Genomic DNA, 25,234 nt, shown 5'->3' with positions numbered 1-25,234 from the left:
TCCCTGCGGGACGGCCCTTCGCCCGGCTCGCGTCAGATGAGGGCGGTGGCCTCTTCGAGAGAAAGGCCACCGCCTTCGGCGTACGCCTTCTCGAACACGGCCTCGTCCAGCATCGCCCGCACCGCCGCCTCCGTACGGGCCCGGTCGTCGCGCACGATCAGCGCCGGTACGTGCGTGGCGGCCCGCAGCGCGTCGTACGCACCGACCAGGCGCGCCGCGTCCCGGCCGGCCGGCGCACCGCGTACGGCCATCAACACCCGTGCGCCGGTGAGGAGCTGGACCACCGGCAGGTCCGGGGCGACCATCAGGGCCAGCCGGTCCTGCAGCATCTCCAGGGCCGCCCGGAAGCGCGTCAGCAGTCCCTCGTCGCGGTGCCCGTCGTCCAGGTCCAGCGAGATCAACGCGCTTTCCAGCAGCCCGACGAACAGGTCCGGGGCGCGCGGGGTGAACAGCTCCCGTACGGCGTTCAGTTCGCTGCGGGCCTCGTCGTACCGGCCCGTCATCGTCAGCCGCATGGCGAGGGTCATCCGGGCGAACGGCTCGGTGTCCCGGCCGCTGTTGCCCTTCGCGGCCGTGACCAGCACCTCCCGCAGCATCCGCTCCCCGGCGTCCCCCTGACCGTTCTCGATCAGCACCGCGCCCAGCCGGCAGCGCAGCAGCAGCGTCTGGCCGTGGGCGCCCAGCCGCTCGGCGTGCTCCATCGCCGCCCGGAGGTCGGCCGCCGCCGGTTCGTAGGCGCCGCGCTTCTCATGGGTTTCGGCGCGCCCGGCCAGCGCCTCGGCCGCGCCCCAGGCGTCGCCCACCCGCAGGAAGATCTGCAGCGCCTCGTCGGAGTCGCGGGCCGCCCGGGGCAGCTTGCCGGGACGGTCGTTGAAGATCTTGGAGCGCAGCTGCAGGACGTACGCCAGCTCCCACGCGTAGCCGAGTTCGCGGCAGGCGGCCACCGCGCTGTCGATCAGCTCCGCCAGCTCCTCGAAGTGCCCGGTGAGCAGCACCGCGTAGTGCCACATCACCCCGGGCACCTTGCAGGTCTGCGGCATCCCGATGCGGTACGCGGCGAGGATGCCGGCCAGCTCGTCCTGCACCTCCGGCCTGCCCAGCGCCTCGATGTCGCTGTCCATGCTGGAGAGCGCCACCAGCCGGACCTCGCGACGGGCCTCCAGCAGCTGCTCGGGGGCCATCGGCGGCGGGGCGTCGATGGGCCGCTCGTACAGCTCGGGGGCCGGTTCGACCGGCGGCAGGAACGGGTTGGGGCCGAGCGCCGCGACCGCGAGGGCCCAGTGGCGGGCGTCGCTGCGGTGGTCGCGCAGCCACCAGAACCAGTGCAGGGACAGCACCAGGCACAGCGCCTCGTGCTCGTCCCCGGCGGCGACCGCGCGGCGCAGCGCGGTGCGCAGGTTGTCGTGCTCCAGCTCCAGCTGCTCCATGGCCGCGCGCTGGCCGGGGCCGCGCAGTAAGGGGTCGCGGGTGCGGGCCAGTTCGCGGTAGGCGACGAGGTGGCGGTGCTCGGTGGCGGCCCGCTCGCCCGCCTCGTCCAGCCGCTCGGCGGCGTACTCCCCCACCGTCTCCAGCAGCCGGTAGCGCATCTGCCCGCCGGGGCCGGTACCGCTGCCCGTGCCGGTCGGCGCCGCCACCACCAGCGACTTGTCGATCAGCGAGCCGAGCAGGCCGGCCACCTCGTACCCCTCGACGCCGTCGCCCGCGCACACCTCTTCCGCGGCGGCCAGGTCGCAGCCGCCGGCGAAGACCGACAGCCGGCGCAGCACCGCCCGCTCGGGTTCGTCGGTCAGGTCCCAGGACCAGTCCACCACCGCACGCAGCGTCTGCTGCCGGGGCAGCAGGGTGCGGCTGCCGCTGGTCAGCAGGCGGAAGCGGTCGTCGAGCCGGTCCGCCAACTGGCGCGGGGTGAGCAACCGCAGCCGTGCGGCGGCGAGTTCGACGGCCAGCGGCAGGCCGTCCAGCCGGCGGCAGATCTCGGTGCAGGCCGCCGGGTCGTCCGCGACGCGGAAGCCGGGGCGGGCGGCCGCACCGCGGTCGGCGAGCAGCCGCAGCGCGACCGGGTCCGGCAGCGGTTCGACGGGCCGCAGCACCTCGCCGGGCACGGCCAGCGGCTCCCGGCTGGTGGCGAGCACCGTCACGCCCGGGCAGTCGGCCAGCAGCCGCTCCACGAGCTGCGCGGCGGCGTCGATCACATGCTCGCAGTTGTCGAGGACCAGCAGCATCCGGCGGCCCGCGCAGTGCTCGGCGAGCCGGCCCAGCGGGTTCAGCGCGGTCGGGTCGGTGGCGGCCCGCAGCCCCTCGGAGGTGGTGCCGCGGACGACGGTCTCGCGGGCGCCCAGCGCGGTCAGTACCGCCTCGGGCACGGTCTGCGGGTCGTCCACCGGCGCCAGCTCCGCCAGCCAGACGCCGTGCGGCCAGGCGTCCGGCTGCGCGGCCACGGCGGACTCGGCGCCCTCCTGTGACAGCCGGGTCTTGCCGGCGCCGCCGGGCCCCAGCAGCGTCACCAGCCGGTGCTCGGTCAGATCGGACCGGAGGGCCACGAGGTCGGCGTCCCGGCCGACGAACGAGGTGAGCCGGGCACGGAGGTTGCCGGGCGGCGCGGCGGCCGGTGCGGGAGCGGCGGCGGCCGGCGCGGGGGCGGGCGGCGCCGGGGCCACGGCCGGCTGCGGCCGCAGCAGTTCGCCGTGCAGGGCCCGCAACTCCGGGCCCGGGTCGGCGCCGAGACGGTCGGCGAGGTCGGTGCGTATCTCCTCGTACGCCGCCAGTGCCTCCGCACCGCGTCCCGCCGCGCGCAGCGCCCGCAGGCGCAGGGCCTGGAGCGGCTCGTCGAGGGGGTGGTCGCGGCACAGCGCGAGGAGGGTCGGCAGCGCCCGGTCGGGGCGGCCCAGCGCCAGGTCGGCGGCGAGCCGGGTGCGCTGCACGTCGAGGCGGCGGCTCTCGGCGCGGGCCGCCTCCACCCCCGGCTCGGGCAGGTCGGCGAGCGCCGGACCGCGCCAGAGCCCCAGTGCCTCGTCGAGCACGGCGGCGGCGCGGTCCGGATCCGCCTCGGCGAGCGCCCGCTCGCCGTCCGCCGCGAGCCGCTCGAAGCGGTGCAGATCGACGGCGTCGGGCTCGGCGCACAGCCGGTAGCCGCCGTCGACCGAGGCGATGGCGTCCCGGCCCAGGGCCCGCCGCAGCCGGCCGACGAGGGCCTGCAGCGCACCGGCCGCGTCGGCCGGCGGGTCCATGCCCCAGACGTCGGCGATCAGCACGTCCGGGGTCAGCGCGCGGCCGGGGCGCAGCGCGAAGGCGGCCAGCAGGGCACGCAGGCGTGCGCCGCCGACGGCGACGGGGGTGCCGTCGGCCCGGCCGGCCTGGGTGGTACCGAGAATTCCGTAGCGCACCGGCCCATTGTCGTCCAAGGTGGGAGGTCCTTCGCCACCTGTTTCGATTTCGGGACACGCGGCCGGGCCGCCGGCCGGGTGCGGAAGACCGGTGCGCCGGGCGCCCCCGCGCGGTTACGGTCGTGGCTGCCCCTCATGAGATCCGCTGACCTTCGGGAGCCCGCCCACCATGACCACAGCAATCCGGCGCGCCGACCGCCGCGTCAGTCCGGTCTTCCTCGCGCTCGTCGCCGTCCTGGCGGTGTCGGGGTGGGCGGTGTGGAGCGGCACCCTCGCCTCGAACACCGGCTTCGCGGTGTTCCTGTTCGTGGTGTCCGGCTGGGTGGTCTCGTTGTGCCTGCACGAGTACGCGCACGCCCGCACCGCGCTGCACAGCGGTGACATCTCCGTCGAGGCCAAGGGCTACCTCACGCTGAACCCGCTCAGGTACACCCATGCGCTGCTGAGCATCGTGCTGCCGGTGATCTTCGTGATCCTGGGCGGTATCGGGCTGCCGGGCGGCGCGGTGTTCATCGAGCGCGGCCGGATCCGGGGGCGCTGGCGGCACAGTCTGATCTCGGCGGCCGGGCCGCTGACCAACATCCTCTTCGCCGCGGTGTGCACCGCCCCGTTCTGGCTGCACGGCCTGGAGGGCGTCCCGACGACGTTCCGCTTCGCGCTGGCGTTCCTGGCGCTGCTGCAGGTCACGGCCGCGCTGCTGAACTTCGTGCCGGTGCCCGGGCTCGACGGCTACGGCGTGATCGAGCCCTGGCTGTCCCCCGGGCTGCGCCGGCAGGTGGAGCCGTTCGCGCCGTTCGGACTGCTCGCGGTCTTCGGACTGCTGTGGGTGCCCGAGGTCAACCAGGTCTTCTTCGACCTGGTGGACGTCATCCTGCGCGGGCTGGGCGTGTCCCGCTTCGACACCTACTTCGGCCAGGAGTTCTTCCGCTTCTGGCAGGGCGAGCCGCAGGTGCCGCAGGTCTACTAGGGGGAGGCTCCCCCGGGGGCCGCCGGCTCAGCCGGCCACCTCGGCCTGCTGTGCCCGCTCCAGCTTCGCCTTGCGCACGTAGAACCACGCCATGTTGCTGGAGATGCCGGCCAGCAGGACCCAGACGATCCCGACGAAGCTGCCCTCCACGAAGGAGACGACGGCTGCGGCGACGGCGAGAGCGCAGACGGCGAGGGCCATGAGGGCGAGTCGGGGCATGGGATCGGCTCCTGTCGGAGAGTGGTGCGGTCCTCCCCAGTGTCCCCCATGGCCCGACGGACCACGGCCCGCCCCCACCCGGTGGGCCGGGGGGCGGGCCGGCGGGCGGGACCCGGCCTCAGACGTCCGTGACCCGCAGCCCGGCATGCGCCTTGTACCGCCGGTTGACCGAGATCAGGTTGGCGACCAGCGACTCGACCTGGTGGGCGTTGCGCAGCCGGCCGGCGAAGACGCCGCGCATGCCGGGGATGCGGGCGGCCAGGGCCTGCACCACATCGGTGTCGGCGCGGGACTCGCCGAGCACCATCACATCGGTGTCGATCTGCTCGATCGCGGGGTCCTGGAGCAGCACCGCGGACAGGTGGTGGAAGGCGGCGGCGACCCGGGAGTCGGGCAGCAGGGCGGCGGCCTGCTCGGCGGCGCTGCCCTCCTCCGGCTTCAGCGCGTAGGCGCCCTTCTTGTCGAAGCCGAGCGGGTTGACGCAGTCGATGACGAGCTTGCCGGCCAGCGGCTCGCGCAGCGCCTGGAGCGTCTTGGCGTGCCCTTCCCAGGGCACGGCCACGATCACCACGTCGCTGCGGCGGGCGCACTCGGCGTTCTCGGCGCCCTCGACGCCGAGGCCGAGCTCCGAGGCGGCGGTCCGGGCACGCTCGGCGGCGCGGGAACCGATGATCACCTTCTGGCCGGCCTTGGCGAGCCGGTAGGCCAGGCCGCGGCCCTGGTCACCGGTGCCGCCGAGGACACCGACCACGAGACCGGACACGTCCGGGAGGTCCCACGGGTCGCGCTGCAGGGCGGCCTTGGCGCGGGTCGCGGCGTTCGGGGACTGGGCATCGTCAGGAGTAGTCATGACAGCGATCCTGTCACGCGGGTGCGGCCGGGCGCGGGCCGGTGAGCGGGTCGTACCGCCGGTCGCCGGCCCGCCGGGATCATGCCTTGACGCTGCCCTCCGTCAGCCCGGTACGCCAGTAGCGCTGGAGCACGGTCATCAGCACCATCAGCGGCAGCACGGACAGGAACGCGCCGCCCACCGTGTACTGGTAGAGCACCGGCTGACGGTCCGCGTAGCCGGTCCACGAGGTCAGGCCCAGCTGGATCGGATAGAGGTCGGAGTCCGAGAGCATCACCAGCGGCAGGAAGTAGTTGTTCCAGATGTGCACGAACTGGAACAGGAAGACGGTGACCAGCGCGGGGGTCATCAGCCGCAGGCCGAGTCCGGCGAAGATCCGGGCCTCGCCCGCGCCGTCGATCCGGGCCGCCTCCAGCAGCGAGTCGGGCACCGCGGCGGCCGCGTAGATCCGGCAGAGGTAGACGCCGAAGGGGCTCACCGTGCTGGGGACGATGACCGCCCAGTACGTGTCGGCCAGGCCCATCGCGCTGAAGAGGAAGTAGAGCGGGAGGGCGAGCGCGGTCCCGGGGATCAGCACCCCGGCGAGTACGAGGTTGAAGACCGCCTCCCGGCCGCGGAAGGGGAACTTGGCCAGCGCGTAGCCGGCCGCCGCGGACAGCAGGGTGGCGCAGACCGCGCCGATCCCGGCGTACAGCAGGGAGTTGGCGAACCAGCGGAGGTAGATCCCGTGGTCGTAGGTGAGGACGTCGGCGAGGTGGTCGAGGGGGTGCGGGTGGGCGGAGAACCAGAAGCCGAAGGTGCCGAAGAGGTCGGCGCTGTTCTTGGTGGTGGAGACGACCAGCCAGTAGACGGGCACCAGGAAGTAGAGCGCGGCGACGGTCAGCAGCGACGCGGTGATGATCCGGTAGCGCACCGGGGGCAGGGTGGTCCGCGCCCGGGCCGGGCGCCGGGGCGTCCCGCCGCGGGCGGCCGGCCGGCTCATCCGCGGTCCTTCGTGCGGCCGCCGACCAGCCGCAGGAAGCCGAAGGACAGCCCGCACGCCACCAGGGCGAGCAGCACCGCCTCGGCCGCCGCCACGTGCGGGTTGTTGCCGACGAACGCCTCGCTGTAGGCGTGCAGGTTGGGGGTGAAGCCGGAGTCGATGGAGGACGCGAGCGGCCGCAGCACCATCGGCTCGGCGAACAGCTGGAGGGTGCCGATGATGCTGAAGACGGTGGTCAGCACGAGCGCCGGCCGGATCAGCGGGAGCTTGATGTGCCGGGCGACCTGCCAGGCGTTCGCGCCGTCGATCCGCGCCGCCTCGTACAGCTCGCCCGGTACGGCCTTGAGCTGGGCGATCAGCACCAGCATGTTGTAGCCGGTGAACTGCCAGACGACGATGTTGGCGATGGCCCACAGCACGCTGCCGCGGGAGAGGAAGTCCACGTCCCAGCCGAGCGCGCCGGCGATCTTCACCAGCGGGCTGATGCCGGGTACGTAGAGGAAGCCCCACAGGATCGAGGCGATCACCCCGGGCACGCCGTACGGCAGGAAGAACGCGCTGCGGAAGAAGGTGACGCCGCGGGCACTGGCGCTTTCCAGGAGCAGGGCGAGGGTGGTGGCGAGGACGAGCATCAGCGGGATCTGCACGGCGCCGAAGAGCAGCACCCGGCCGAAGCCGGCCAGGAACTGCCCGTCGGACAGCGCGTGGGCGTAGTTGGCGAGGCCCGCGAACGCCTCGTGCTCCTGGCCGCCGAGGCCGAGCGGGCCGGTGCGTTCGGTGCGGTAGAGGCTCTGGTGGACGGCGTAGCCGATCGGGGCGAGGAAGCAGAGGCCGAAGAGGGCGAGGAAGGGCAGCACGAAGCAGGCCGCGGCCCGGGCGTTGCGGGCCTCGGTGCGGGTCGCGCGGCGGGGGCGGCGGCGCGGGGCCGGCCGCCCGGGGGCGGCCGGCGCGGCGCGGCTCAGGGTGTCCCGGCTCACCCGCCGCTCTCCACCTTCAGGCCCTTGCCCTTGAGGTCGGCGAGGGTCTGGCCCTGCACCTTGGCGAGCGCGGAGCGGAAGGAACTGCCGTCGGCGAGCGCGTCGGTGAAGGCGTCGCCGAGCCGCTGGTAGAGGGTGTCGACGCCGGGGCCCCACTGCCAGCTGGTGTCGACGTGCGCCCCGGCGTCCGCGAAGATCTTGCTGTACTCCTGACCGCCGAAGAACGCCTTGTCGACGTCGAGGTCGGCGGTGGAGTAGCCCTTCTTCGCGCTGGGGAAGCCGTAGCCGCCGTCGATGAGCAGGGCGATGGACGCGGGGTCGGTGTTGAGCCAGACCGCGAAGTCCAGGGCGTCCTTGGGGTAGCTCGCCTTGGCGAAGACGGCGGTGGTCGAGCCGCCCCAGTTGGCGAAGTCCTTGCCGCCGGGCTTCCACTGCGGCAGCGGCGCGGCCCGCCATCTGCCCTTGGTGCCCGGCGCGTTGCCGACCAGCAGCGCGTCGCCCCAACTGGCGCCCACCCAGGCCGTGATGGCGCCGGTCTGCAGGTCCTTGTACCAGGCGTTCTGGCGGTCGGGGATGGTCTTGACGAGCTTCTGCTTGACGAGGGATTCCCAGTAGTCGGCGACCCTGCGGGTGGGTTCGTCGTCGATGTGCACGATCCAGGTGTCGCCGTGAGTGGCGTACCACTTGGCGCCGGCCTGCCAGGCGAGGCCGGAGAACCGGTTGCCGTTGGTGGGCGCGAAGGTCTCGATCCAGGCGCCGTTCCTGCGGACGGTTTTGGCGGCGGCCTCGTACTCGTCCCATGTGGTGGGGGTCTGCACCCCCCACTTGTCGAAGAGGTCCTGCCGGACGAACAGGCCCATCGGCCCGGACGCCTGCGGAACGGCGTAGATGCCCTTGCCGAAGACGGACTGCTGCCACTGCCAGCCGAAGAACTTGTCCTTGTGCCGGGCGGCACCGAGCGGGGCGAGGTCGAGCAGCCCGTTGTCGAGCAGGAAGCTGGGGATGACCGGGAATTCGATCTGGCCGAGGTCGGGCGGGTTGCCGGCCTTCACGGCGGCGTGCATCTTCGCGTACTGCTCGCCGTTGACCGCCGACACCTTCTCGACCTTGACCTGCACCTCCGGGTTCTTGCGGTTCCACAGGTCGACGGGCTTGTCGATGCCCGGCACCCAGGACCAGAAGGTCAGGTTGATCTTCTGGCCCTTCTTGCGTTCCTCGGGCGCCGGGCCGTCGCCGTCCCCGCCGTCGCTGCAGCCCGCGAGCGCGAAGCCGGCGGCGAGGGCGGCCGCCCCGCCCAGGACCGTTCTGCGGTGCATCGGATTGCTGGTCATCGCGGTTCCTCCACGGGGATGCGGCGGAAGGTGATCGTCGAGTACGCGCTGAAGCCGGGGACCACGGCACCGAGCCCCGCTACCACGGCAGCCACGTCCTGCACCGCGCCGACGCCGTCTCCACCCACGGTGGCGAAACCCGGCCGGGTGGGCGGGGTGGAATGGATGGCGGGGACGAGCAGGCGTCCGGCGTGCCGGCCGCGGCGCAGCCGTAACGCATGGCCGGGGCCGGTCGCGTACCGGCGCCACCGCGGCAGTTCGGCCCGGTCGATGATCTCGCGGGGCGGGTTGCCCGCGGTGGCGGTGCCGTTGCGGGCGACGACCCGGAGCGGTCCCCAGGTCCGGCCGCCGTCCGTGGAGCGTTTGCGGACGAGGTCGAGGTCGCCCCGGTCGGCGGTCGAGGAGACCCGGCCCTCGGCTAAGGCCAGGACGGTCCCGGAGCGCGCCCGGACCACGGCGGGGATCCGGAAGCTCGTGTACCCCTCGGTCCCGGCCCGGTACGGCACCGAGCTCTCGTACGCCACGGGTCACCCCCAATGGGCAAGGACGTAGGACGTCCCTTGTCCTGTGCGGTGACCATAGGGAGCGCCCAACTGACCGTCAAGACAGCACACATGGCGCATTTCCGGGCCGGCGACGACCCCGCCGACACGGGGTGACATACCGGTGTACGGGTCCGAGGGGCGTGCCGCTACTCCGCCAGCCTGCGCCGGATGCCGTCGAAGTGCCGGTGTATCGCCTCCACGGCGCGGTCGCCGTCGCCCGCCTCCAGCGCGTCCACGATCTCCTTGTGCTGGCGGTGGGTCACCTCGGGGTCGGGACGGCCGTCGGAGAGGTCCTCGCGCACCCGGCTCAGCGCCGCCCAGAACGCGTCCAGCACCTCGCTCAGGAGGTGGTTGCCCAGGGAGCGGTAGAGCGCGAGGTGGAAGGCCCGGTCGGTGGCGCTCTGCACCATGCCGCCGCGCGCCTCCTCCGCCATCCGCTGCACCAGGCCCTTGAGGACGGTGAGGTCCTCGGCCGGCAGGTCGCGGGCGACCGCGCCGATCAGACCGGCCTCCAGCGCCTCGCGGACCTCCATCAGCTCGTACAGGCTCGGCTCGCCCTGGTGGTGGCGGACCGCCGCGCGGAAGGCGACGCCCTCGACGAACGGCTCCAGGGTGAGCGGGCCGACGTAGGTGCCGAAGCCGTGCCGGATCTCGACGATGCGCATGGCCTGCAGCGCCTTGAGCGCCTCGCGCACCGAGTTGCGGCTGACGTCGAGCAGGCCGACCAGCTCGGCCTCGGTGGGCAGCGGGTCGCCCGGCACCAGCCCGCCCTGCAGGATCAACTGCTTGATCTGCGCCTGCACGTCCTCGGACATCGTCCCTCGTGCCATCGGATCTCCCTCTCCGCACCCGCGTCTGCCGCACCGTCAGCCCGGTCGCGACGCCGGCCCCACCCGGCACCCACATCCTTGACCGACCGCCTGTGAACAGGTCTATTGTGCTCTGACATAGGACATCCCATGTCCCATGTCTGACGACATCGCCACCCACGACTCCCACATCCGACATCGGAGACCCCGGAGCCCGTCATGGCACTGCCCACCCCCCTCCACGGCGTCATCCCACCGGTCTGCACCCCGCTCGGCCCGCGGGGCGAGGTCGACACCGATTCGCTGACCCGCCTGGTCGGCCACCTCCTCGACGGCGGCGTGCACGGCCTGTTCGCGCTCGGCTCCACCAGCGAGGTCGCCTACCTCACCGACGACCAGCGCGCCACCGCCCTGGAAACCGTCGTCAAGGCCGCCGGCGGCCGGGTCCCGGTGCTCGCCGGCGCCATCGACACCACCACCCCGCGCGTCCTCGACCACGCCCGCACCGCCGCCGACCTCGGCGCCGACGCCCTGGTCAGCACCGCGCCCTTCTACACCCGCACCCACCCCCGGGAGATCGCCGACCACTTCCGCCGGCTGCGGTCCACCGTCGGCCTCCCGCTCTTCGCCTACGACATCCCGATGGCCGTCCACACCGCGCTGCCGCCGTCCCTGGTGGCCGAACTGGCCGCGGACGGCACCCTCGCCGGACTCAAGGACAGCAGCGGCGACGAGGGCGGGCTGCGCCGGCTGCTCGTACGGCTCGGCGGCCGCACCGGCCGCCGCACCGGCCCCGCGCCCGGCTTCTCGGTCCTCACCGGCTCCGAACTGACCGTGGACGCGGCCCTGTTGGCGGGTGCCGACGGTGTCGTCCCGGGCCTCGGCAACGTCGACCCGGCCGGCTACGTGCGCCTCTACGACGCCGCACTGGCCGGCGACTGGGAGCGCGCGGCCGCCGAACAGGAGCGGCTGGTCGCACTCTTCGCGATCACCGACGCCGGCCCGGAGTCCGAGATGGGCCGCAGCTCCTCCGCGCTGGGGTCCTTCAAGGCCGCCCTGCACCTGCTCGGCGTGCTCGCCCGGGGCACCACCGCCTTCCCCCAGCGCCCGCTGAGCGAGGAGTCGGTCCGGGAGGTAGGACGTCGGCTCACCGCCGCGGGCCTGCCGCCGGTCCGCTGACGGGTGCCGGGGCACGTCCCGTACGGGTGAACGCCGTTGAAGGCGCAACCGGGCGCCCCGTGCGCGCGGAAGGATGCCGGCATGGATGCCGTACGGGTCGCGCTGCTGCGTGAGGTGCTCGCCGGGACCGAGTGGATCCAGGACACCCGGCGGTTCGCCGGGTCGCTGCGTACCGCCGTGGCCGCGCACGGCGGCGGGCTGCTGCTGGTCGGCAGCGCCGGCTACGAGCCCTGGCACCTGGCCGCCCATCTGGACGACGAGGCCGCCTGGTCGGGGCTGCCGGAGCTGTCGCCGACGCTGGTGCGCCACCGCGTCCCCGGCGGCGCGCCGGCCCATCTCGCGGTGGGGCTCGGGCGATTGGCGGCGGCCGGGCGCGGCGAGACGCTGCTGGTCGTCACGCCGGGGCAGCCCGGTGCCGGGCTGCTGGAGCGGGTGCACGACGCCCGGCGCAACGGCGCGACGGTGCTCGCTCTGGACGGCGGCGACCGGGATCTGCACGCCCTCGCCCATGACGCGCTCGCCGCCCCGCCGGGCCCGCCCGAGGGCGCCGCCGGGGGCACCCAGGACCTCGATCTCGACACCGTCCAGCACCTGGTGAGCGCGGCGGCCGGCGAGAACAGCCTGCCCGCGCCCCGCCGGCGGCGCCGTTTCCGCGACCGACTGGCCCGCCTCGCCGACCAGTTGACCGCCCCGCCGCCACCGCGCTGGTGAGCGGGTCCCCGGCTCGGCGGGCCCGGCCGGCCGGGTGGTAAATCCTTTGCGCCGGCCCGCGCCCGGGCGGACGATGGTCCACCGTGACCTCGGACGACCCCCCATCCCCCACTCCCCGGCGGTCCGCGCGACGACGCCTGCGCGCCCTGCTGCCGGACCCGGCTCCCTGGCGCTCCTCGCCCGACTTCCGGCTGATGTGGTGCGCGGGCGCGCTCACCGTCTTCGGCAGCTTCCTGACCTTCGTGGCGCTGCCGCTGCAACTCAAGGAGCTGACCGGCTCCACGCTCGCGGTCGGTGCGCTGGGCGCGGTGGAACTCGTCCCGCTGATCGTCTTCGGTCTGTACGGCGGTGCGCTGGCGGACGCCATGGACCGCCGCCGGCTGATCCTGTGGACGGAGGCCGCGCTCGGCGCCGTCTCCGTGGTGCTGCTCCTGAACAGCCTGCTGCCGCACCCCCTGGTGTGGCCGCTGTACGCGACCGCGGCGGTGTCCAGCGCGCTGACCGGTCTGCAGCGGCCGGCGCTGGACGCGATCGTGCCGCGGATCGTCCCGCACGACCAGCTCGCCGCGGCCGCCGCGCTCAACGCGCTGCGCCGGCAGATCGGGGCCGTGGCGGGCCCGGCGCTGGCCGGCGGCCTGCTCGCGTACGCCGGTCCGACCTGGGCGTACGCCATCGACGCGGCCACCTACGGGATCTCCGCGCTGCTCACGGTGCGGCTCGCGCCGCAGCCCGCCGCGCACGAGGCGGGCAAGCCGTCGCTGCGCGGGATCGCCGAGGGCGCGCGCTACGCGTGGAGCCGCAAGGAGCTGCTGGGCACGTACGCGATCGACCTCACCGCGATGCTGTTCGCCTTCCCCCTGGCGGTCTTCCCGTTCCTCGCCGACGACCTGCACGCGCCCTGGGCGCTGGGGCTGATGTACGCGACGCTGCCGGCCGGCTCCCTGGTGGTGAGCCTGACCGGCGGCTGGACGTCGCGGGTGCACCGGCAGGGCCGGGCGATCGCCCTGGCCGCCGCCGGGTGGGGGCTGGCGATCACCGCCGCCGGACTGCTGCACGACGTCTGGCTGGTGCTGCTGTGCCTGACGCTGGCCGGCGCCTGCGACATGATCAGCGGCATCTTCCGCTCGGCGCTGTGGAACCAGACCATCCCGGACGAGCTGCGCGGCCGGCTGGCCGGCATCGAGCTGCTGTCGTACGCGGCGGGCCCGCAGCTGGGCCAGGTCAGGGTCGGCGGCATGGCGGCGCTGACGGGTGTGCGGGCGGCGGTGTCGGCGGGCGGGCTGCTGTGCTTCGCGGGGGTGGCGCTGCTGGCGCTGGGCCTGCCGAAGCTGATGGCGTACGACTCCCGGACGGATGAGCACGCCCGGCGGATGCGGGAGCGGCGGGCCGCCGGGAGCGGGCGCGGGGACCGCGACGGCAGCGCGCCGCAGGATCCCGGCGCGACCCCGGCCGTCGCCTGACCCGCGCCGGTTCCGGCCGGCGGGGGCGGGGCCGGCGGGTCAGTCCTCGTCGGGGCCGTTCCTGCCCGCGTCGTGCCACTTGGGGTCGGTCTCCCACTCCACGTTCCGCTCCCGCGCGGTGTCCATGGCGTGCGCGGCCTCCTCGCGGGTGGCGTAGGGGCCGAAGCGGTCGGCGGCCCGGCACTCGGGGCCGTCCTCGACCTTCTTGTGCTTGAGGCAGTAGTACCACTCGCCGGGCTTACCGACCGTCCGTCTCTTGAACAGCGCCATCGCCGCCTCCTGTGGGTCTTCCGTGACCCTCATCCTGCCCGACGGCCCGCGGATACACTCGCTGGCATGTCTGGCCAGTCGCTTCTTGTCCCGGGGAAGATCTCCCCCACCCGCCCCGTCCCCGCCTCGATCCGGCGCCCCGAGTACGTCGGGAAGGACGCGCCCACGCCCTATACGGGGCCCGAGGTGCAGGACGCCGAAACGATCGAGAAGATGCGGATCGCCGGCCGGATCGCCGCGCAGGCGATGGCGGAGGCCGCCAAGCACATCCAGCCCGGGGTGACGACCGACGAACTGGACCGGGTCGCCCACGAGTTCATGTGCGACCACGGCGCCTACCCGTCCACGCTCGGCTACCGGGGCTTCCCCAAGTCGCTGTGCTCCTCGCTCAACGAGGTCATCTGCCACGGCATCCCGGACTCGACCGTCCTCAAGGACGGCGACATCGTGAACCTGGACGTGACCGCGTACATCCACGGCGTGCACGGCGACAACAACGCCACGTACCTGTGCGGCGAGGTGGACGAGGAGTCCCGGCTGCTGGTCGAGCGCACGCAGGAGGCGCTGAACCGCGCGATCAAGGCGGTCAAGCCGGGCCGGCAGATCAACATCATCGGCCGGGTGATCGAGTCCTACGCCAAGCGCTTCGGCTACGGCGTGGTCCGCGACTTCACCGGTCACGGCATCAACTCGTCCTTCCACTCCGGCCTGATCGTTCCGCACTACGACAGCCCGCACCACACCACCGACATCAAGCCCGGCATGACCTTCACCATCGAGCCGATGCTGACGCTGGGCACGCACGAGTACGACATGTGGCAGGACGGCTGGACGGTGGTCACCAAGGACCGCAAGCGGACCGCGCAGTTCGAGCACACGCTGGTGGTCACGGACACCGGGGCGGAGATCCTCACCCTCCCCTGACGCGCGGCCGGCGGGGTCTGCCGCGGCGGGCCCCGCCGGTGCCGGTCCGTGGCCGGAACTCTTACCGACAGGGTGTCGGGAACAGGCGTAGGCTGGTTTACCGACAGGACGTCGGGAAAGGTTGACCCGGGCACCGGTCAGGTGCCGGGCGGCCCGGCGGGACCCCCGCGGTCCCCGTTCCCGGCCGCGCCCCACGGCCCCGGAGGTCCGTCTTGGCAGCGTCCAGCCCGACCGGCCCGCGCCACTCGTCCGGCGCCCCGTCCCCCACGCCCGCGCCCGCGACGCCGTTCTCCACGGTCATCCGCACCGCGTCGCACGAGCAGCACACCGAGGCCGAGCACGCCCCGTTCATGAGCGACCTCCTCGGCGGCAGGCTCGGGGTGACGGCGTACCGCTGCTACACCGAACAGCTGTGGTTCCTCTACCGCGCGCTGGAGGGCGCCTCCGGGGCGCTCGCCGGGGATCCGGTCGCCGGTCCCTTCCTCCACCCGGAGCTGGCCCGCACCGCCGAGCTGGAGCGCGACCTCGCACACCTGGGCGGCCCGTCCTGGCGCGACGGGCTGGAGCCGCTGCCGGCCACCGCCGCGTACGCGGACCGGGTCACCGCCTGCGCCCGCGACTGGCCGGCCGGCTATGTCGCCCACCACTACACCCGCTACCTCGGCGACCTCTCCGGCGGCCAGCTGATCCGCGGCACGGCCGAGAAGACCTGGGGCTTCGCCCGCAAGGGCGACGGGGTGCGGTTCTACGTCTTCGAGGACATCGCCAACCCGGCCGCCTTCAAGCGCGCGTACCGCGCCCTGCTGGACGCCCTGCCGCTGGACGACCTGGAGAAGCAACGGGTCGTCGACGAGTGCAAGCTCGCCTTCCGGCTCAACACCGCCGTCTTCCGGGAGCTGGGCGAGCAGTTCCCGCTGAGCGCGTAGGCCCTACCGCGCCTCGTGCCGCACCCGGCCGCCGACCTCCACGGTGCCGTCCGGGTACGGCCGGGTGAGGAGCTGCGAGCCGGCGCCCTGGCGGATGTCCAGGGGCCGGCCCAGCTGATGGGTCAGCAGCACGGCGGCGGCGCCGGTGGCCTCGTCCTCGACGATCCCCCCGGTGCGCGCACCGGCCCCACCGGAGCGGCTGACGCCGCGCTCCTCAATGCGGCGCGGGAACCCCCGCGCACGCACCACGCCCGCGGCCTCGTCCCGCCACGCCCAGGCGTAGAGCCACCCCTCCCCCGGCGGCGGCGCGGGCAGCGCGTCGACCTCGGCCGGCGAGGCGTATTGCGCGGTCCGGCGCGACGACACCCACTCCGCGCGGCCGCGCACCCAGGTGACGTCGCCCTCGAAGCGGACCTCGACCTCGCCTGCCGGCGGGCGCAGGACGCGCGGCGGCCGCCCCAGGCTCCGCAGCAGCCAGGCCAGGCCGACCAGCGGATGGCCGGCGAACGGGAGCCGGACGCTCGGGGTGCGGATGTCGACGGTGCCGCGCGCGGCGTCGTCGAGGAACACCGTTTCGCTGAAGCCGAGTCGGGCGGCGAGCGCGGCCCGCTCGGCGTCGCCCGGGACCGCCGCGCCGTCGCGTACGACGCCCAGCGCGTTACCCGCGGACCCGTCCGGCCCGCAGAACACCCGGAGCACCTCGATGTCGGTCATCGCGCCATTGAACAGCAGGGGCCGGCGGGCCGGTCGGCAGATGTACGCGAGAGGGTCGCAGGTGCGGGAAACGTGCAGGTCATGACCGGTGGACGGCGGCGGCCCTTACCTTGACCGGCGCGTGACGGTTCCGTGACCCGGTGCGGGCCGATCCGTGATCGGGCCGTTGTGCATGAGAGCGGGATCACTGGACAGAGTGGCCAGAAGTAGGTAAGCCTCAGATAAGTTAGGGCCGCCTTAGTGGCGTCCCTGACCCCTGTCTATTGTTCCGTACGTCGTTTCCGTACATCCGAGCCCGCTTGGAGCCCCGTATGCGAGCCCTCCGCTCCTCCGCCGTCGCCGCCGTCGCCGCGGCGGCTGCCGTCACCGCCGTCGCCGGCTGCGCCGCGAAGAACGACGGCAAAGGGGGCGGCAAGGGGACCGTCGAGGTGACCGCGACCGACTCCAGCTGTGAGCTCTCCACCAAGGAGTTCCCCGCCGGGCACGTCCGCTTCGCGGTGCAGAACAAGGGCTCCAAGGTCACCGAGGTGTACGTCTACGCCCCGGGCGACCGGATCGTGACCGAGCGGGAGAACATCGGGCCCGGCACCAGCGCGGAGATCACCGCCGAGGTCAAGGCCGGTGCGTACGAGATCGCCTGCAAGCCGGGCATGAAGGGCGACGGCATCCGGCAGAAGGTGACCGCCAGCGGCAAGGCGGCCGGTACCGCCAAGCGCGACCCGAAGCTGGACGCCGCGGTCGCCGCCTACCGCGAGTACGTGCAGGAGCAGGCCGACCAGACGATCCCGAAGGCGCAGAAGTTCGCCGACGCGGTCAAGTCCGGCGACCTGGACGCGGCGAAGAAGGCGTACGCGCTCTCCCGGGTCGGCTGGGAGCGCACCGAGCCGGTGGCGGAGTCCTTCGGCGACATCGACCCCAAGGTCGACGTGCGGGCCGACGGGCTGGAGCCGGGCCAGAAGTGGACCGGCTGGCACAAGCTGGAGAAGTCCCTGTGGGAGACCAAGAAGATCTCCGGGGACGACAAGAAGCTCGCCGACCAGCTGATGACCGACCTCAAGGACTGGCAGAAGCGGGTCGGCAAGGCCGAGATCACCCCGACCAGCATGGCCAACGGCGCCAAGGAGCTGCTCGACGAGGTGGCCACCGGCAAGGTCACCGGTGAGGAAGAGCGCTACAGCCACACCGACCTGATCGACTTCCAGGGCAACGTCGAGGGCGCCGAGAAGGCGTACGAGCTGCTGAAGCCGGTCGCCGCCAAGAACGAGCCGGCGCTGGCCAAGGAGCTGGACAAGCAGTTCACGGCGATCCACGCGCAGCTCGACAAGCACCGCGACGACAAGTCCGCCGACGGGTTCGCCTCGTACGACACGGTCTCCAAGAGCGAGCGCAAGGAGCTGTCCGACGGCGTCAACGCGCTGGCGGAGCCGCTGTCCAAGCTGGCCGCCGCCGTGGCCACCGGCAAGTAGTCCGACGCGAGCCAAGGGGTCAAGATGACGCACGACGACGGCAGGACGAGCGCGGACGCCACCACCGGCGACGAGAAGGCCGCCGAGGGCACCCGGGCGGCCGACGGGCGGGCACCGTCCCGGCGTTCGCTGATCGGCTGGGGCGGGGCCGGGCTGGCGCTCGGCGCGGTCGCGGCCGGCGGTACGGCGGCGGCGCTGCGCACCGGCAGCGACGCGCAGCCGGCCGGCGCGGACGCCACCACGGGCGCCGCCATCACCTTCCACGGCGCGCACCAGGCGGGCATCGCCAGCGCCGTCCAGGACCGGCTGCACTTCGCCGCGTTCGACGTCACCACCGACGACCGCGACGAGCTGATCGCGCTGCTCAAGGAGTGGACGAAGGCGGCGGCGCGGATGACGGCCGGCGACGCGGTCGGCGACGGCGCGGTCGGTGGACTGGCGGAGGCCCCGCCGGACGACACCGGCGAGGCGCTCGGCCTGCCGCCGTCCCGGCTCACCCTCACCTTCGGCGTCGGACCGACGCTGTTCGAGAAGGACGGCAAGGACCGGTTCGGGCTCAAGGACCGGCGGCCCGAGGCGCTGATCGACCTGCCGCAGTTCCCCGGCGACAACCTCGACAAGACGCGCAGCGGCGGCGATCTGTGCATCCAGGCGTGCGCGGACGACCCGCAGGTGGCGGTGCACGCGATCCGCAACCTGGCCCGGATCGGCATGGGCAAGATCGCCATCCGCTGGTCGCAGCTCGGCTTCGGCAAGACGTCCTCGACGACACCGGACGCCCAGACGCCGCGCAACATGCTGGGCTTCAAGGACGGCACCCGGAACATCGCGGGCACCGACACCGCCGCGCTGGACAAGCACGTGTGGGTCGGCGAGAAGGACGAGAAGGGCAAGGCCGGCTGGATGGCCGGCGGCTCCTACCTCGTCGCCCGCCGGATCCGGATGCACATCGAGACCTGGGACCGCACCTCGCTCAAGGAGCAGGAGGACGTCTTCGGCCGCGACAAGGGCGAGGGCGCCCCGGTCGGCCGGAAGAACGAGCGCGACGAACCGCATCTGAAGTCGATGCTGCCGACCGCGCACGTCCGCCTGGCGCACCCGGACACCAACGGCGGCATACGCATCCTGCGCCGCGGCTACTCCTTCACCGACGGTACGGACGGCCTGGGGCGGCTGGACGCGGGGCTGTTCTTCCTCGCCTACCAGCGCGACGTCCGCGAGGGCTTCGTCCCGCTCCAGCGGCGGCTGGCGGCCAACGACGCGCTCAACGAGTACATCCAGCACGTGGGTTCAGCGGTCTTCGCGGTCCCGCCGGGCGTCCGGAAGGCGGACGACTGGTGGGGCCGGCAGCTGTTCGCCTGACACCGCCGACGCGGCGATGAAGTTCAACGAAGGGAAGGGACCGGCGTGTTCGGCAACTACCTGATCGGTCTGCGCGAGGGCCTGGAAGCCAGCCTCGTCGTATGCATCCTGATCGCCTATCTGGTCAAGACCGGCAGGCGGGAGGCGTTGCGCCCGGTCTGGCTCGGCATCACCCTCGCGGTGGTGCTGTCGTTCGCGTTCGGTGCGGCGCTCCAGTTCGGCTCGGAGACGCTGACGTTCAAGGCGCAGGAGGCGCTCGGCGGTTCGCTGTCGATCATCGCGGTGGGCCTGGTGACGTGGATGGTCTTCTGGATGCGGCGCACCGCGCGGCATCTGAAGAAGGAGCTGCACGGCAAGCTGGACGCGGCGCTGCAGATGGGCACCGTGGCGCTGGTGATCACCGCGTTCCTGTCGGTCGGCCGGGAGGGCCTGGAGACCGCGCTGTTCATCTGGACCGCCGCGCAGTCCGCGAACGACGGCGTACGGCCGCTGGTCGGGGCGCTGCTGGGGCTGCTGACGGCCGTCGTGCTGGGCTGGCTGTTCTACCGCGGCGCGGTGCGGATCAACCTGGCGAAGTTCTTCACCTGGACCGGCGCCATGCTGGTGGTGGTCGCGGCGGGCGTGCTGGCGTACGGCTTCCACGACCTCCAGGAGGCGGACATCCTGCCGGGGCTCGGCTCGCAGGCGTTCGACATCAGCGCGCAGATCCCGGCGGACAGTTGGTACGGCACCCTCCTCAAGGGCATCTTCAACTTCCAGCCGGACCCGACCGTCCTCCAGGTCACGGTGTGGGCTCTGTATCTGGTCCCCACGCTGTCGTTCTTCTTCGCCCCCGGTAGGGTTGCGCCGAATCGTGCCACCCCGGCGGCCGCCCAGTCCGCCCCGGTCGCCCCGAAGGAGCCCGAGCCCCATGACACGCAGGTCGCCGTTCCGGGTGCCCGCAGCACTGACGTCGGCAGCGACGGCGCTGGTGATACTGAGCGGGTGCATGACGGTGCACGGCGAGAGGGAGATGCTGCCGGCGGTGGGGAAGGCTGAGGGCGCCAAGGCGCTCGCGCACTTCACCGACGGCTACAACAAGGCCAACCGTCAGCTCGACCCGGCGCTGAACCCCTCCTTCGAGGGGGGCGCGCTGCTCGCCATCGACCAGGCGGGCGTGAAGGCGGCGCACGCGCTGCGGCCGCAGGGCAACCCCGCCTTCCCCGCGCTGGCGTTCAAGGACGCGCACTTCACGGTGCCCAAGCAGGCGGGCTGGCCGAAGTACTTCGTCGCGGACGCGCTCAGCAACCGCAAGGGCCCCGACGGTTCACCGAGCCGGTGGTTCCTGGTGTTCAGCCGCAACGGCATCGACGAGAAGTGGCGTGCGGTGTACTTCGCCACCTTCGAGGGCAACAAGGCGCCGGAGCTGAAGACGGACGCGGACGGCTACGCCGAGGCGGTGCCGTCCGGCGGCGGATCGGGCCTGGCGGTCTCCCCGGGCAAGCTGAGCCGGACCTACGCGGACTACCTCAACACCGGCAAGGGCGACGCCTTCGCCCCCGGCAGGAACACCGACAAGCTGCGGGAGCTGCGCGCGAAGCAGGCGACCCAGGTCGGTGCCCGCCTCCAGTGGGAGGACCAGCCCTCGGACTACCCGCCGGTCGCGCTGCGCACGGCGGACGGCGGGGCGCTGGTGTTCTTCTCGACCGTCTACCACACGCAGAAGACGTGGTTCGAGGGCGCGAAGATCACCGTGCCGGCGAACCTGCAGGGCATCGTGGAGGGGTCGCCGAAGGGTTCCAACCGGCTGACGTTCACCACGGTCTCGGGGCAGGCGGTGAAGGTTCCGGCCGAGGAGGCCGGCGGCAAAATCCGGATGCTGAACCGCAGCGAGCGGATCACGTCGGTGCGGGCGCAGTAGGTCCCCGGCGGCGCGGTGGGCGCAGGACATTGCAGCAAGGGCGAAGGGGCCGTCGGACGGATCCGACGGCCCCTTCGTGCTGTGCGCGTGGCGCCGCGCGCGGCGTACGTCAGCGGCCGATCGGCCAGGCCGCCGTCTCGTGGTACGGCTCGCGGTCGGTGCGGTCGTGGAACGCGGCGCAGGCGTCGGTGAGCGACTCCAGCAGCGTCAGCGGGTCCGGCAGCGGCAGCTCGGGGCCGCGCAGCCAGGTCACCGCGGGCTGGTCGCCGGGGAGGGTCGAGGGGGGCAGCAGGACGTAGCTGCCGCGGCAGTGCCAGCGCAGGCCCGGGTGCTCGTCGAGGGTCTCGGGGTGGCAGTCCAGCTCGCAGGGCCACCACTCGTCCTCGTCGTCGGGGGTGCCGCGGGTGGCCGTGAAGAACAGCATCCGGCCGTCGCCGAAGCCGGCGCCGCTGAGCGTGATCGGCCCGACCTCGATGCCCGCGGCCTCCAGCCGTTCCAGGGCGCTGCGGCCGGCCTCGACGGGGACGTCGAGCACGTCGTGGGCGATGCCGGTGGCGGTGATGAAGTTGGCCTGCGGGAGGGTGCGGATCCAGGCGGCGACCTTGTCGCGGTCGGTGGTGGCGACGGTCTGCCAGCCGAAGGAGACGGGATGCCGGCCGGGCGTGGGACAGCCGATGCGTTCACAGGAACAGCCGTAGCCGGAGGGGTGGGCCGCCGGGGCGATGGGGAAGCCCGCTCCGGCCGCGGCCAGCAGCAGGTCCTCGCGGCTGCGGGCAGCCGCTGATCCCGTGTCCGTATCGCGCCCGTCCGATCCGCTCTTCGGCCGGCGCAGCCACTGGGAGAACCTGCTCTTGCGTTCCATCTATCCCCTCACTTCGAGCGGTGGTCTGGGATCAATGCTGCCACCATCCTGCGCCCCGGGTGACCGGTGTGGAGATCCGGGGTGAACGAAGGGGGTACCAATACCGGCAATTCACCTCATCGCCGACAGGCCACCGCCCCGCCCCGGCCCGCCGGGCCGACTCAGCCGCGGGGCCGCAGACCACGCAGTACCTGGTCGACCAGGGTGTCGACGAATTCGTGGGTCAGCGGGCCGGTGCGCATCAGCCAGCGCTGTGAGAAGGGACTCAGCACCATCTCGGCGGCCACCCGCACATCGACGTCGGCGGCGACCTCGCCGGCCTCCTGCGCCGCGCGCAGCCGTTCGACGTAGACGCGGATGCCGGGCTCCAGCAGCCGGCCGACGAAGGCGCGGGAGACCTCCTCGTCGTTGGCGCCGGCCACCGCGAGGGCGCGATAGGGGGCCTGGAAGGCCGGGTCGTTGAACTCGTCGGCGGTCGCCCGCAGCACGAACTTCAGGTCCGCGGCCAGGTCGCCGGTGTCCGGCAGGCCCTCGGCGTAGTCCTCGTCGCTGTCGGCGGTGAACGCGTCCAGGAGGACGGCGGCCTTGGAGGGCCACCAGCGGTAGATCGTCTGCTTGCCGACCCCGGCCCGGGAGGCGATGCCTTCGATCGTGAGCTTGTCGTAGCCGACCTCGCCGACGAGCGCGAGGGCGGCGTCGAAGATCGCGCGGCGGGAGCGTTCGCTGCGGCGGGTGGGGGTCCCCCCGGCGGAGCCAGGGGGAGAGTCCGGGGCGGGTTTGCTGACCATGGCGCGGAGTCTAGCGAGAAGGAGGCGAGACGTATCGTCTTGACGAGACGTTGCGTCTCGTGGATAGTGGAGCGCGTGAGAACGAGACGGTCCGTCTCGTTCAGTGGGTCTCCCGTCCGATGGAGACCCCGTTCGGCGGCGAGGAGAGGGGACCCCATGAGCAAGGGAAACGCGGGCGGCATGCTGGGCGTCGGCGGCACCCGGAGCAAGCTGTCGCGCGGTGCGCTGCGCGGCGGCGGGAGCGCCGGCCGCGGCGGCCGGGAGCGCGCCGGGCAGGAGGCGCAGCGGAGTGAGCTGCTGCGCAGATTCCAGGAGCGGGCGCGCGGGGAGTGAGCCCCGGGGCCACCCGAACGGCTACCGGTGCGGGCGCGAGGGCTCCGCACGGCGGACGATTCTCCTGAGTGCGGGCCGGATCGCGGGCCCGCGCGGAGTGCTGAGCCCCGCCGCCGGGCCGGTCAGGACCAGTCGTCGCCCCAGGCGGCGTCGCGGGCCGCCTTGTACGCGGCGCCGTGGCGCTTGGTGACCGTCTCCCGCTGCAGCCCGTCCGTCGTCGTGCACAGGTCCAGCAGGACCTGGCCCTTGCGGAGCTGCGGCCTGCGGACGATGCGGGCGGCGGCGGGTGTGGCGTCGAGGGTGGTGGCGGCCACGTAGCTGAACTTCTCGTCCTCGTACGGCAGGGAGCCGCCCTTGACCTGGCGGTGCAGGGAGGAGCGGCTGACCCGGGCGGCGAAGTGGCACCAGTCTCCCCCAGCTACCGCTGGGGGTGCCCCCACCCCCCCGACAAGCGGGACGATCGGGCAGGTGCCGCTGTGCGGGCAGGGCGCGACGATGCGCAGGCCGGCCTCGGTGAGCTGGGTGCGGGCCTCGCGGATGCGGAGGTAGCCGTCGGGGGTGCCGGGTTCGACGAGGACGACGGCGGTGGCGGTGGCGGCCGCGGCGACGACGGCGCGGCGGTCCTCGGGGCGCAGCTCGCCGAGCACGTAGGAGACGGTGACCAGGTCCGTGCCGGCGGGCAGGGTCAGCCCTTCGCCGAGGGTGCGGCGTTGCCAGTCGGTGCCGGGGAGGATGCCGTCGGCCAGTTCCGCGCCGAGGTCGAGGGCGGGCTGGGCCCAGTCCAGGACGGTGCTGTGGTGGCCCTGCCAGGTGGCGGCGGTGGCCCAGGTGGCGGCGCCGGTGCCGCCGCCGATGTCGACGTGGGTGGCCGGGGACCAGTCGGGGACGCGGTCGGCGAAGGCGGCGAGGGCGGCCCGTACGGCTTCGAAGGTGGCCGGCATGCGGTAGGCGGCGTACGCGGCCACGTCCGCGCGGTCGCGCAGCACCGGGGCGTCGGTGGGGGTGCGGCCCCGGTAGTTGGCGATCAGGCGGTCGACGGCCTGCGCGGCCTGCTTGGGCGGCAGGCCGTCGAGCAGGCCGGCCAGTGCGGCGCGCAGTTCCTCGTGCATTGGAGGAATTCTACGGCGCCGCGCGGGCCGCTCAGGCGCCCCGGACCACCGCTCTGGCCAGCCGGGTGGCGGCCGCGGCGCGCGGGGCGCTGCCGCCGGTGCGGCGGCGCGGGTGGACGGTGTTGGCGAGCAGGATCAGGAAGGTGTCGGTGGCGCGGTCCAGGAGCAGGCTGGTGCCGGTGAAACCGGTGTGCCCGGCGGCGCCGTGGCCCGCCAACTCCCCCATGAAATACGGCTGGTCGATGCCGAATCCGAGGCCGGGCGGATCGAGCAGCGCGGCGACCGCGCCGGCGCCGAGGATCCGGGCGGTGCCGTAGGCGCCGCCGTTGAGCAGCGTGCGGCAGAGCACGGCCAGGTCCTGGGCGGTGGAGAAGAGGCCCGCGTGGCCGGCCACCCCGCCCAGTGCCCAGGCGTTCTCGTCGTGCACCTCGCCGCGGAGCATCCCCCGGTCCACCTTGGCCCAGGGGCGCCGCTGGTCCTCCGTGGCCGCCACCCCGTGCGGCGCCAGCGGGCCGTAGCAGGTGCTGGACATGCCCAGCGGGCCGGTGATGCCCTCGCGGACCAGCGCGTCCAGGCGGCGCCCGGTGAGCTGCTCCAGGATCAGCTGGAGGCAGATCAGATTGAGGTCGGAGTAGAGGTAGCTGGTGTCGGGGCGGCCGGTGGGGGCGGCGGTCTCCCGCCACAGCAGCTCCAGCTGGGCGCCGCGCCCCTCGTGGGCGTAGAACGGCAGCTCGGGGGCGAGGCCGGAGGTGTGGGTGAGCAGCTGCCGGACGGTGATGCCCGGGGCGAAGGCCGGCAGGTGGGCCCGGACCGGGTCGTTGAGGACCAGCCGGCCGCGTTCGACCTGCTGGATCGCGACGACGGCGGTGAAGAGCTTGCTGAGCGAGGCGAGGTCGAAGACGGTGCCGACCCGCATCGGCTCCCACAGGTCGCGCGGCAGATCGAGGCCGCGGTCCTGGTCGGGGTCGTACGCCCGGTAGCGGTGGGCCCAGCCGGCGGCGGCCTCGGCGACCACGACCGGGCCGCGTCCCGCCAGCACCACCACGCCCGGGCACCACGACGGCCGGCCCTCGGGCAGCGCGCACACGCCGCGCACCATCCGCTCCACCCAGGCGGGGTCCAGCCCCGCCCGGGTCGGCGTGCCGTGGGTGAGTCTCGGTGCGCTCA

At 73.4% G+C, this 25,234-nt stretch carries 24 protein-coding genes and 1 pseudogene; 11 read left to right on the top strand and 14 right to left on the bottom strand.

What is annotated here, in order from left to right; all coding sequences use genetic code 11:
• Window positions 1–32 precede the first annotated feature (32 nt).
• The gene (locus tag SL103_RS07940) at window positions 33–3,401 is read right to left on the bottom strand and encodes a BTAD domain-containing putative transcriptional regulator (protein WP_244303866.1); all 3,369 of its coding nucleotides are present in this window, start codon (window positions 3,399–3,401) and stop codon (window positions 33–35) included.
• A 151-nt stretch (window positions 3,402–3,552) separates the two neighbouring features.
• Between SL103_RS07940 and SL103_RS07935 the strand changes: the two genes are divergently transcribed.
• The gene (locus tag SL103_RS07935; RefSeq protein WP_069568032.1) at window positions 3,553–4,350 is read left to right on the top strand and encodes a site-2 protease family protein; all 798 of its coding nucleotides are present in this window, start codon (window positions 3,553–3,555) and stop codon (window positions 4,348–4,350) included.
• Between the two features lie 27 nt (window positions 4,351–4,377).
• Here the strand turns inward: SL103_RS07935 and SL103_RS07930 are convergent, their stop codons facing one another.
• The 7 genes and pseudogenes from SL103_RS07930 to SL103_RS07900 all read right to left on the bottom strand — a co-directional run bounded on the left by SL103_RS07930 (window position 4,378) and on the right by SL103_RS07900 (window position 10,084).
• Window positions 4,378–4,569 (bottom strand): hypothetical protein, encoded by a 192-nt coding sequence (locus SL103_RS07930; RefSeq protein ID WP_069568031.1) that lies wholly within the window; start codon window positions 4,567–4,569, stop codon window positions 4,378–4,380.
• Window positions 4,570–4,687: 118 nt separating this feature from the next.
• On the bottom strand, window positions 4,688–5,419 hold the full coding sequence (gene npdG, locus SL103_RS07925) for an NADPH-dependent F420 reductase (RefSeq protein ID WP_069568030.1): 732 nt from the start codon (window positions 5,417–5,419) through the stop codon (window positions 4,688–4,690).
• Between the two features lie 79 nt (window positions 5,420–5,498).
• The gene (locus SL103_RS07920) at window positions 5,499–6,401 is read right to left on the bottom strand and encodes a carbohydrate ABC transporter permease (RefSeq protein ID WP_069568029.1); all 903 of its coding nucleotides are present in this window, start codon (window positions 6,399–6,401) and stop codon (window positions 5,499–5,501) included.
• A complete protein-coding gene (locus SL103_RS07915) occupies window positions 6,398–7,378 on the bottom strand; it encodes a carbohydrate ABC transporter permease (RefSeq protein WP_079145627.1) in 981 nt (326 codons plus the stop codon). The genes SL103_RS07920 and SL103_RS07915 overlap by 4 nt, the downstream gene beginning before the upstream one ends.
• Window positions 7,375–8,709 (bottom strand): ABC transporter substrate-binding protein, encoded by a 1,335-nt coding sequence (locus tag SL103_RS07910; protein ID WP_069568028.1) that lies wholly within the window; start codon window positions 8,707–8,709, stop codon window positions 7,375–7,377. Before SL103_RS07910 ends, SL103_RS07915 begins: the two co-directional genes overlap by 4 nt.
• A 137-nt stretch (window positions 8,710–8,846) precedes the next feature.
• Window positions 8,847–9,233 (bottom strand): annotated as a pseudogene (locus tag SL103_RS07905) (sialidase family protein); the annotation flags it as partial.
• Between the two features lie 167 nt (window positions 9,234–9,400).
• Entirely contained in the window at window positions 9,401–10,084 is a 684-nt protein-coding gene (locus SL103_RS07900) for a FadR/GntR family transcriptional regulator (protein WP_069568026.1), read from the bottom strand.
• A 198-nt stretch (window positions 10,085–10,282) separates the two neighbouring features.
• Here SL103_RS07900 and SL103_RS07895 point away from each other — a divergent pair, with 198 nt between their 5' ends.
• The 3 genes from SL103_RS07895 to SL103_RS07885 all read left to right on the top strand — a co-directional run bounded on the left by SL103_RS07895 (window position 10,283) and on the right by SL103_RS07885 (window position 13,413).
• Window positions 10,283–11,242 (top strand): dihydrodipicolinate synthase family protein, encoded by a 960-nt coding sequence (locus SL103_RS07895; protein WP_069568025.1) that lies wholly within the window; start codon window positions 10,283–10,285, stop codon window positions 11,240–11,242.
• Between the two features lie 81 nt (window positions 11,243–11,323).
• Entirely contained in the window at window positions 11,324–11,953 is a 630-nt protein-coding gene (locus SL103_RS07890; protein WP_069568024.1) for a hypothetical protein, read from the top strand.
• Between the two features lie 194 nt (window positions 11,954–12,147).
• Complete coding sequence (locus SL103_RS07885; RefSeq protein WP_079145626.1) at window positions 12,148–13,413, top strand: MFS transporter; 1,266 nt, start codon at window positions 12,148–12,150, stop codon at window positions 13,411–13,413.
• 39 nt (window positions 13,414–13,452) lie between these two features.
• Here the strand turns inward: SL103_RS07885 and SL103_RS07880 are convergent, their stop codons facing one another.
• On the bottom strand, window positions 13,453–13,683 hold the full coding sequence (locus tag SL103_RS07880; RefSeq protein ID WP_069568023.1) for a hypothetical protein: 231 nt from the start codon (window positions 13,681–13,683) through the stop codon (window positions 13,453–13,455).
• A gap of 66 nt (window positions 13,684–13,749) precedes the next feature.
• Here SL103_RS07880 and map point away from each other — a divergent pair, with 66 nt between their 5' ends.
• Both map and SL103_RS07870 read left to right on the top strand, forming a co-directional pair.
• Entirely contained in the window at window positions 13,750–14,607 is an 858-nt protein-coding gene (map, locus tag SL103_RS07875) for a type I methionyl aminopeptidase (RefSeq protein ID WP_033270412.1), read from the top strand.
• Window positions 14,608–14,819: 212 nt separating this feature from the next.
• The gene (locus tag SL103_RS07870; protein ID WP_079145625.1) at window positions 14,820–15,533 is read left to right on the top strand and encodes a heme oxygenase (biliverdin-producing); all 714 of its coding nucleotides are present in this window, start codon (window positions 14,820–14,822) and stop codon (window positions 15,531–15,533) included.
• 3 nt (window positions 15,534–15,536) lie between these two features.
• Here SL103_RS07870 and SL103_RS07865 read toward each other — a convergent pair whose 3' ends face one another.
• Window positions 15,537–16,247 (bottom strand): PhzF family phenazine biosynthesis protein, encoded by a 711-nt coding sequence (locus tag SL103_RS07865; RefSeq protein WP_069568022.1) that lies wholly within the window; start codon window positions 16,245–16,247, stop codon window positions 15,537–15,539.
• 311 nt (window positions 16,248–16,558) lie between these two features.
• Between SL103_RS07865 and efeO the strand changes: the two genes are divergently transcribed.
• Genes efeO through SL103_RS07845 form a run of 4 tightly spaced genes read left to right on the top strand, consistent with a single transcriptional unit; the run spans window position 16,559 to window position 20,975 of the window.
• Window positions 16,559–17,713: an iron uptake system protein EfeO gene (gene efeO, locus SL103_RS07860; RefSeq protein WP_069568021.1), complete on the top strand. Its 1,155-nt coding sequence runs from the start codon at window positions 16,559–16,561 to the stop codon at window positions 17,711–17,713.
• Window positions 17,714–17,737: 24 nt separating this feature from the next.
• Window positions 17,738–19,075 (top strand): iron uptake transporter deferrochelatase/peroxidase subunit, encoded by a 1,338-nt coding sequence (gene efeB, locus SL103_RS07855; RefSeq protein WP_069568020.1) that lies wholly within the window; start codon window positions 17,738–17,740, stop codon window positions 19,073–19,075.
• A gap of 45 nt (window positions 19,076–19,120) precedes the next feature.
• Window positions 19,121–20,113, top strand: coding sequence for an iron uptake transporter permease EfeU (gene efeU / locus SL103_RS07850; protein WP_069568019.1), 993 nt, complete (start codon window positions 19,121–19,123; stop codon window positions 20,111–20,113).
• Window positions 20,100–20,975, top strand: coding sequence for a hypothetical protein (locus SL103_RS07845; protein ID WP_244303865.1), 876 nt, complete (start codon window positions 20,100–20,102; stop codon window positions 20,973–20,975). The genes efeU and SL103_RS07845 overlap by 14 nt, the downstream gene beginning before the upstream one ends.
• A gap of 109 nt (window positions 20,976–21,084) precedes the next feature.
• Here SL103_RS07845 and SL103_RS07840 read toward each other — a convergent pair whose 3' ends face one another.
• Both SL103_RS07840 and SL103_RS07835 read right to left on the bottom strand, forming a co-directional pair.
• Complete coding sequence (locus tag SL103_RS07840; RefSeq protein WP_069568017.1) at window positions 21,085–21,837, bottom strand: bifunctional DNA primase/polymerase; 753 nt, start codon at window positions 21,835–21,837, stop codon at window positions 21,085–21,087.
• Between the two features lie 161 nt (window positions 21,838–21,998).
• On the bottom strand, window positions 21,999–22,625 hold the full coding sequence (locus SL103_RS07835) for a TetR/AcrR family transcriptional regulator (RefSeq protein ID WP_069568016.1): 627 nt from the start codon (window positions 22,623–22,625) through the stop codon (window positions 21,999–22,001).
• A 156-nt stretch (window positions 22,626–22,781) separates the two neighbouring features.
• On the opposite strand from SL103_RS07835, the gene SL103_RS37695 reads away from it, so the two are divergent.
• Window positions 22,782–22,958: a DUF6243 family protein gene (locus tag SL103_RS37695; protein WP_164492771.1), complete on the top strand. Its 177-nt coding sequence runs from the start codon at window positions 22,782–22,784 to the stop codon at window positions 22,956–22,958.
• Between the two features lie 122 nt (window positions 22,959–23,080).
• Here the strand turns inward: SL103_RS37695 and SL103_RS07830 are convergent, their stop codons facing one another.
• Both SL103_RS07830 and SL103_RS07825 read right to left on the bottom strand, forming a co-directional pair.
• Window positions 23,081–24,067: a small ribosomal subunit Rsm22 family protein gene (locus SL103_RS07830; RefSeq protein ID WP_069568015.1), complete on the bottom strand. Its 987-nt coding sequence runs from the start codon at window positions 24,065–24,067 to the stop codon at window positions 23,081–23,083.
• Window positions 24,068–24,098: 31 nt separating this feature from the next.
• Window positions 24,099–25,166 (bottom strand): serine hydrolase domain-containing protein, encoded by a 1,068-nt coding sequence (locus tag SL103_RS07825; RefSeq protein WP_069568014.1) that lies wholly within the window; start codon window positions 25,164–25,166, stop codon window positions 24,099–24,101.
• Window positions 25,167–25,234: the final 68 nt, after the last annotated feature.

This window comes from Streptomyces lydicus, from assembly GCF_001729485.1.
GTDB classification, from domain to species: domain Bacteria; phylum Actinomycetota; class Actinomycetes; order Streptomycetales; family Streptomycetaceae; genus Streptomyces; species Streptomyces lydicus_D.
Note: the sequence above shows the minus strand (reverse complement) of the source record. Positions and strands in the feature narration are given on the sequence as shown.

Coding starts and splice junctions, on each gene's coding strand:
- SL103_RS07935 (WP_069568032.1), top strand. CDS start 3,553: ATGACCACAGCAATCCGGCGCGCCGACCGCCGCGTCAGTCCGGTCTTC.
- SL103_RS07930 (WP_069568031.1), bottom strand. CDS start 4,569: ATGCCCCGACTCGCCCTCATGGCCCTCGCCGTCTGCGCTCTCGCCGTC.
- npdG (WP_069568030.1), bottom strand. CDS start 5,419: ATGACTACTCCTGACGATGCCCAGTCCCCGAACGCCGCGACCCGCGCC.
- SL103_RS07920 (WP_069568029.1), bottom strand. CDS start 6,401: ATGAGCCGGCCGGCCGCCCGCGGCGGGACGCCCCGGCGCCCGGCCCGG.
- SL103_RS07910 (WP_069568028.1), bottom strand. CDS start 8,709: ATGACCAGCAATCCGATGCACCGCAGAACGGTCCTGGGCGGGGCGGCC.
- SL103_RS07900 (WP_069568026.1), bottom strand. CDS start 10,084: ATGGCACGAGGGACGATGTCCGAGGACGTGCAGGCGCAGATCAAGCAG.
- SL103_RS07895 (WP_069568025.1), top strand. CDS start 10,283: ATGGCACTGCCCACCCCCCTCCACGGCGTCATCCCACCGGTCTGCACC.
- SL103_RS07890 (WP_069568024.1), top strand. CDS start 11,324: ATGGATGCCGTACGGGTCGCGCTGCTGCGTGAGGTGCTCGCCGGGACC.
- SL103_RS07885 (WP_079145626.1), top strand. CDS start 12,148: ATGTGGTGCGCGGGCGCGCTCACCGTCTTCGGCAGCTTCCTGACCTTC.
- SL103_RS07880 (WP_069568023.1), bottom strand. CDS start 13,683: ATGGCGCTGTTCAAGAGACGGACGGTCGGTAAGCCCGGCGAGTGGTAC.
- map (WP_033270412.1), top strand. CDS start 13,750: ATGTCTGGCCAGTCGCTTCTTGTCCCGGGGAAGATCTCCCCCACCCGC.
- SL103_RS07865 (WP_069568022.1), bottom strand. CDS start 16,247: ATGACCGACATCGAGGTGCTCCGGGTGTTCTGCGGGCCGGACGGGTCC.
- efeO (WP_069568021.1), top strand. CDS start 16,559: ATGCGAGCCCTCCGCTCCTCCGCCGTCGCCGCCGTCGCCGCGGCGGCT.
- efeB (WP_069568020.1), top strand. CDS start 17,738: ATGACGCACGACGACGGCAGGACGAGCGCGGACGCCACCACCGGCGAC.
- SL103_RS07840 (WP_069568017.1), bottom strand. CDS start 21,837: ATGGAACGCAAGAGCAGGTTCTCCCAGTGGCTGCGCCGGCCGAAGAGC.
- SL103_RS07835 (WP_069568016.1), bottom strand. CDS start 22,625: ATGGTCAGCAAACCCGCCCCGGACTCTCCCCCTGGCTCCGCCGGGGGG.
- SL103_RS37695 (WP_164492771.1), top strand. CDS start 22,782: ATGAGCAAGGGAAACGCGGGCGGCATGCTGGGCGTCGGCGGCACCCGG.
- SL103_RS07830 (WP_069568015.1), bottom strand. CDS start 24,067: ATGCACGAGGAACTGCGCGCCGCACTGGCCGGCCTGCTCGACGGCCTG.
- SL103_RS07825 (WP_069568014.1), bottom strand. CDS start 25,166: ATGGTGCGCGGCGTGTGCGCGCTGCCCGAGGGCCGGCCGTCGTGGTGC.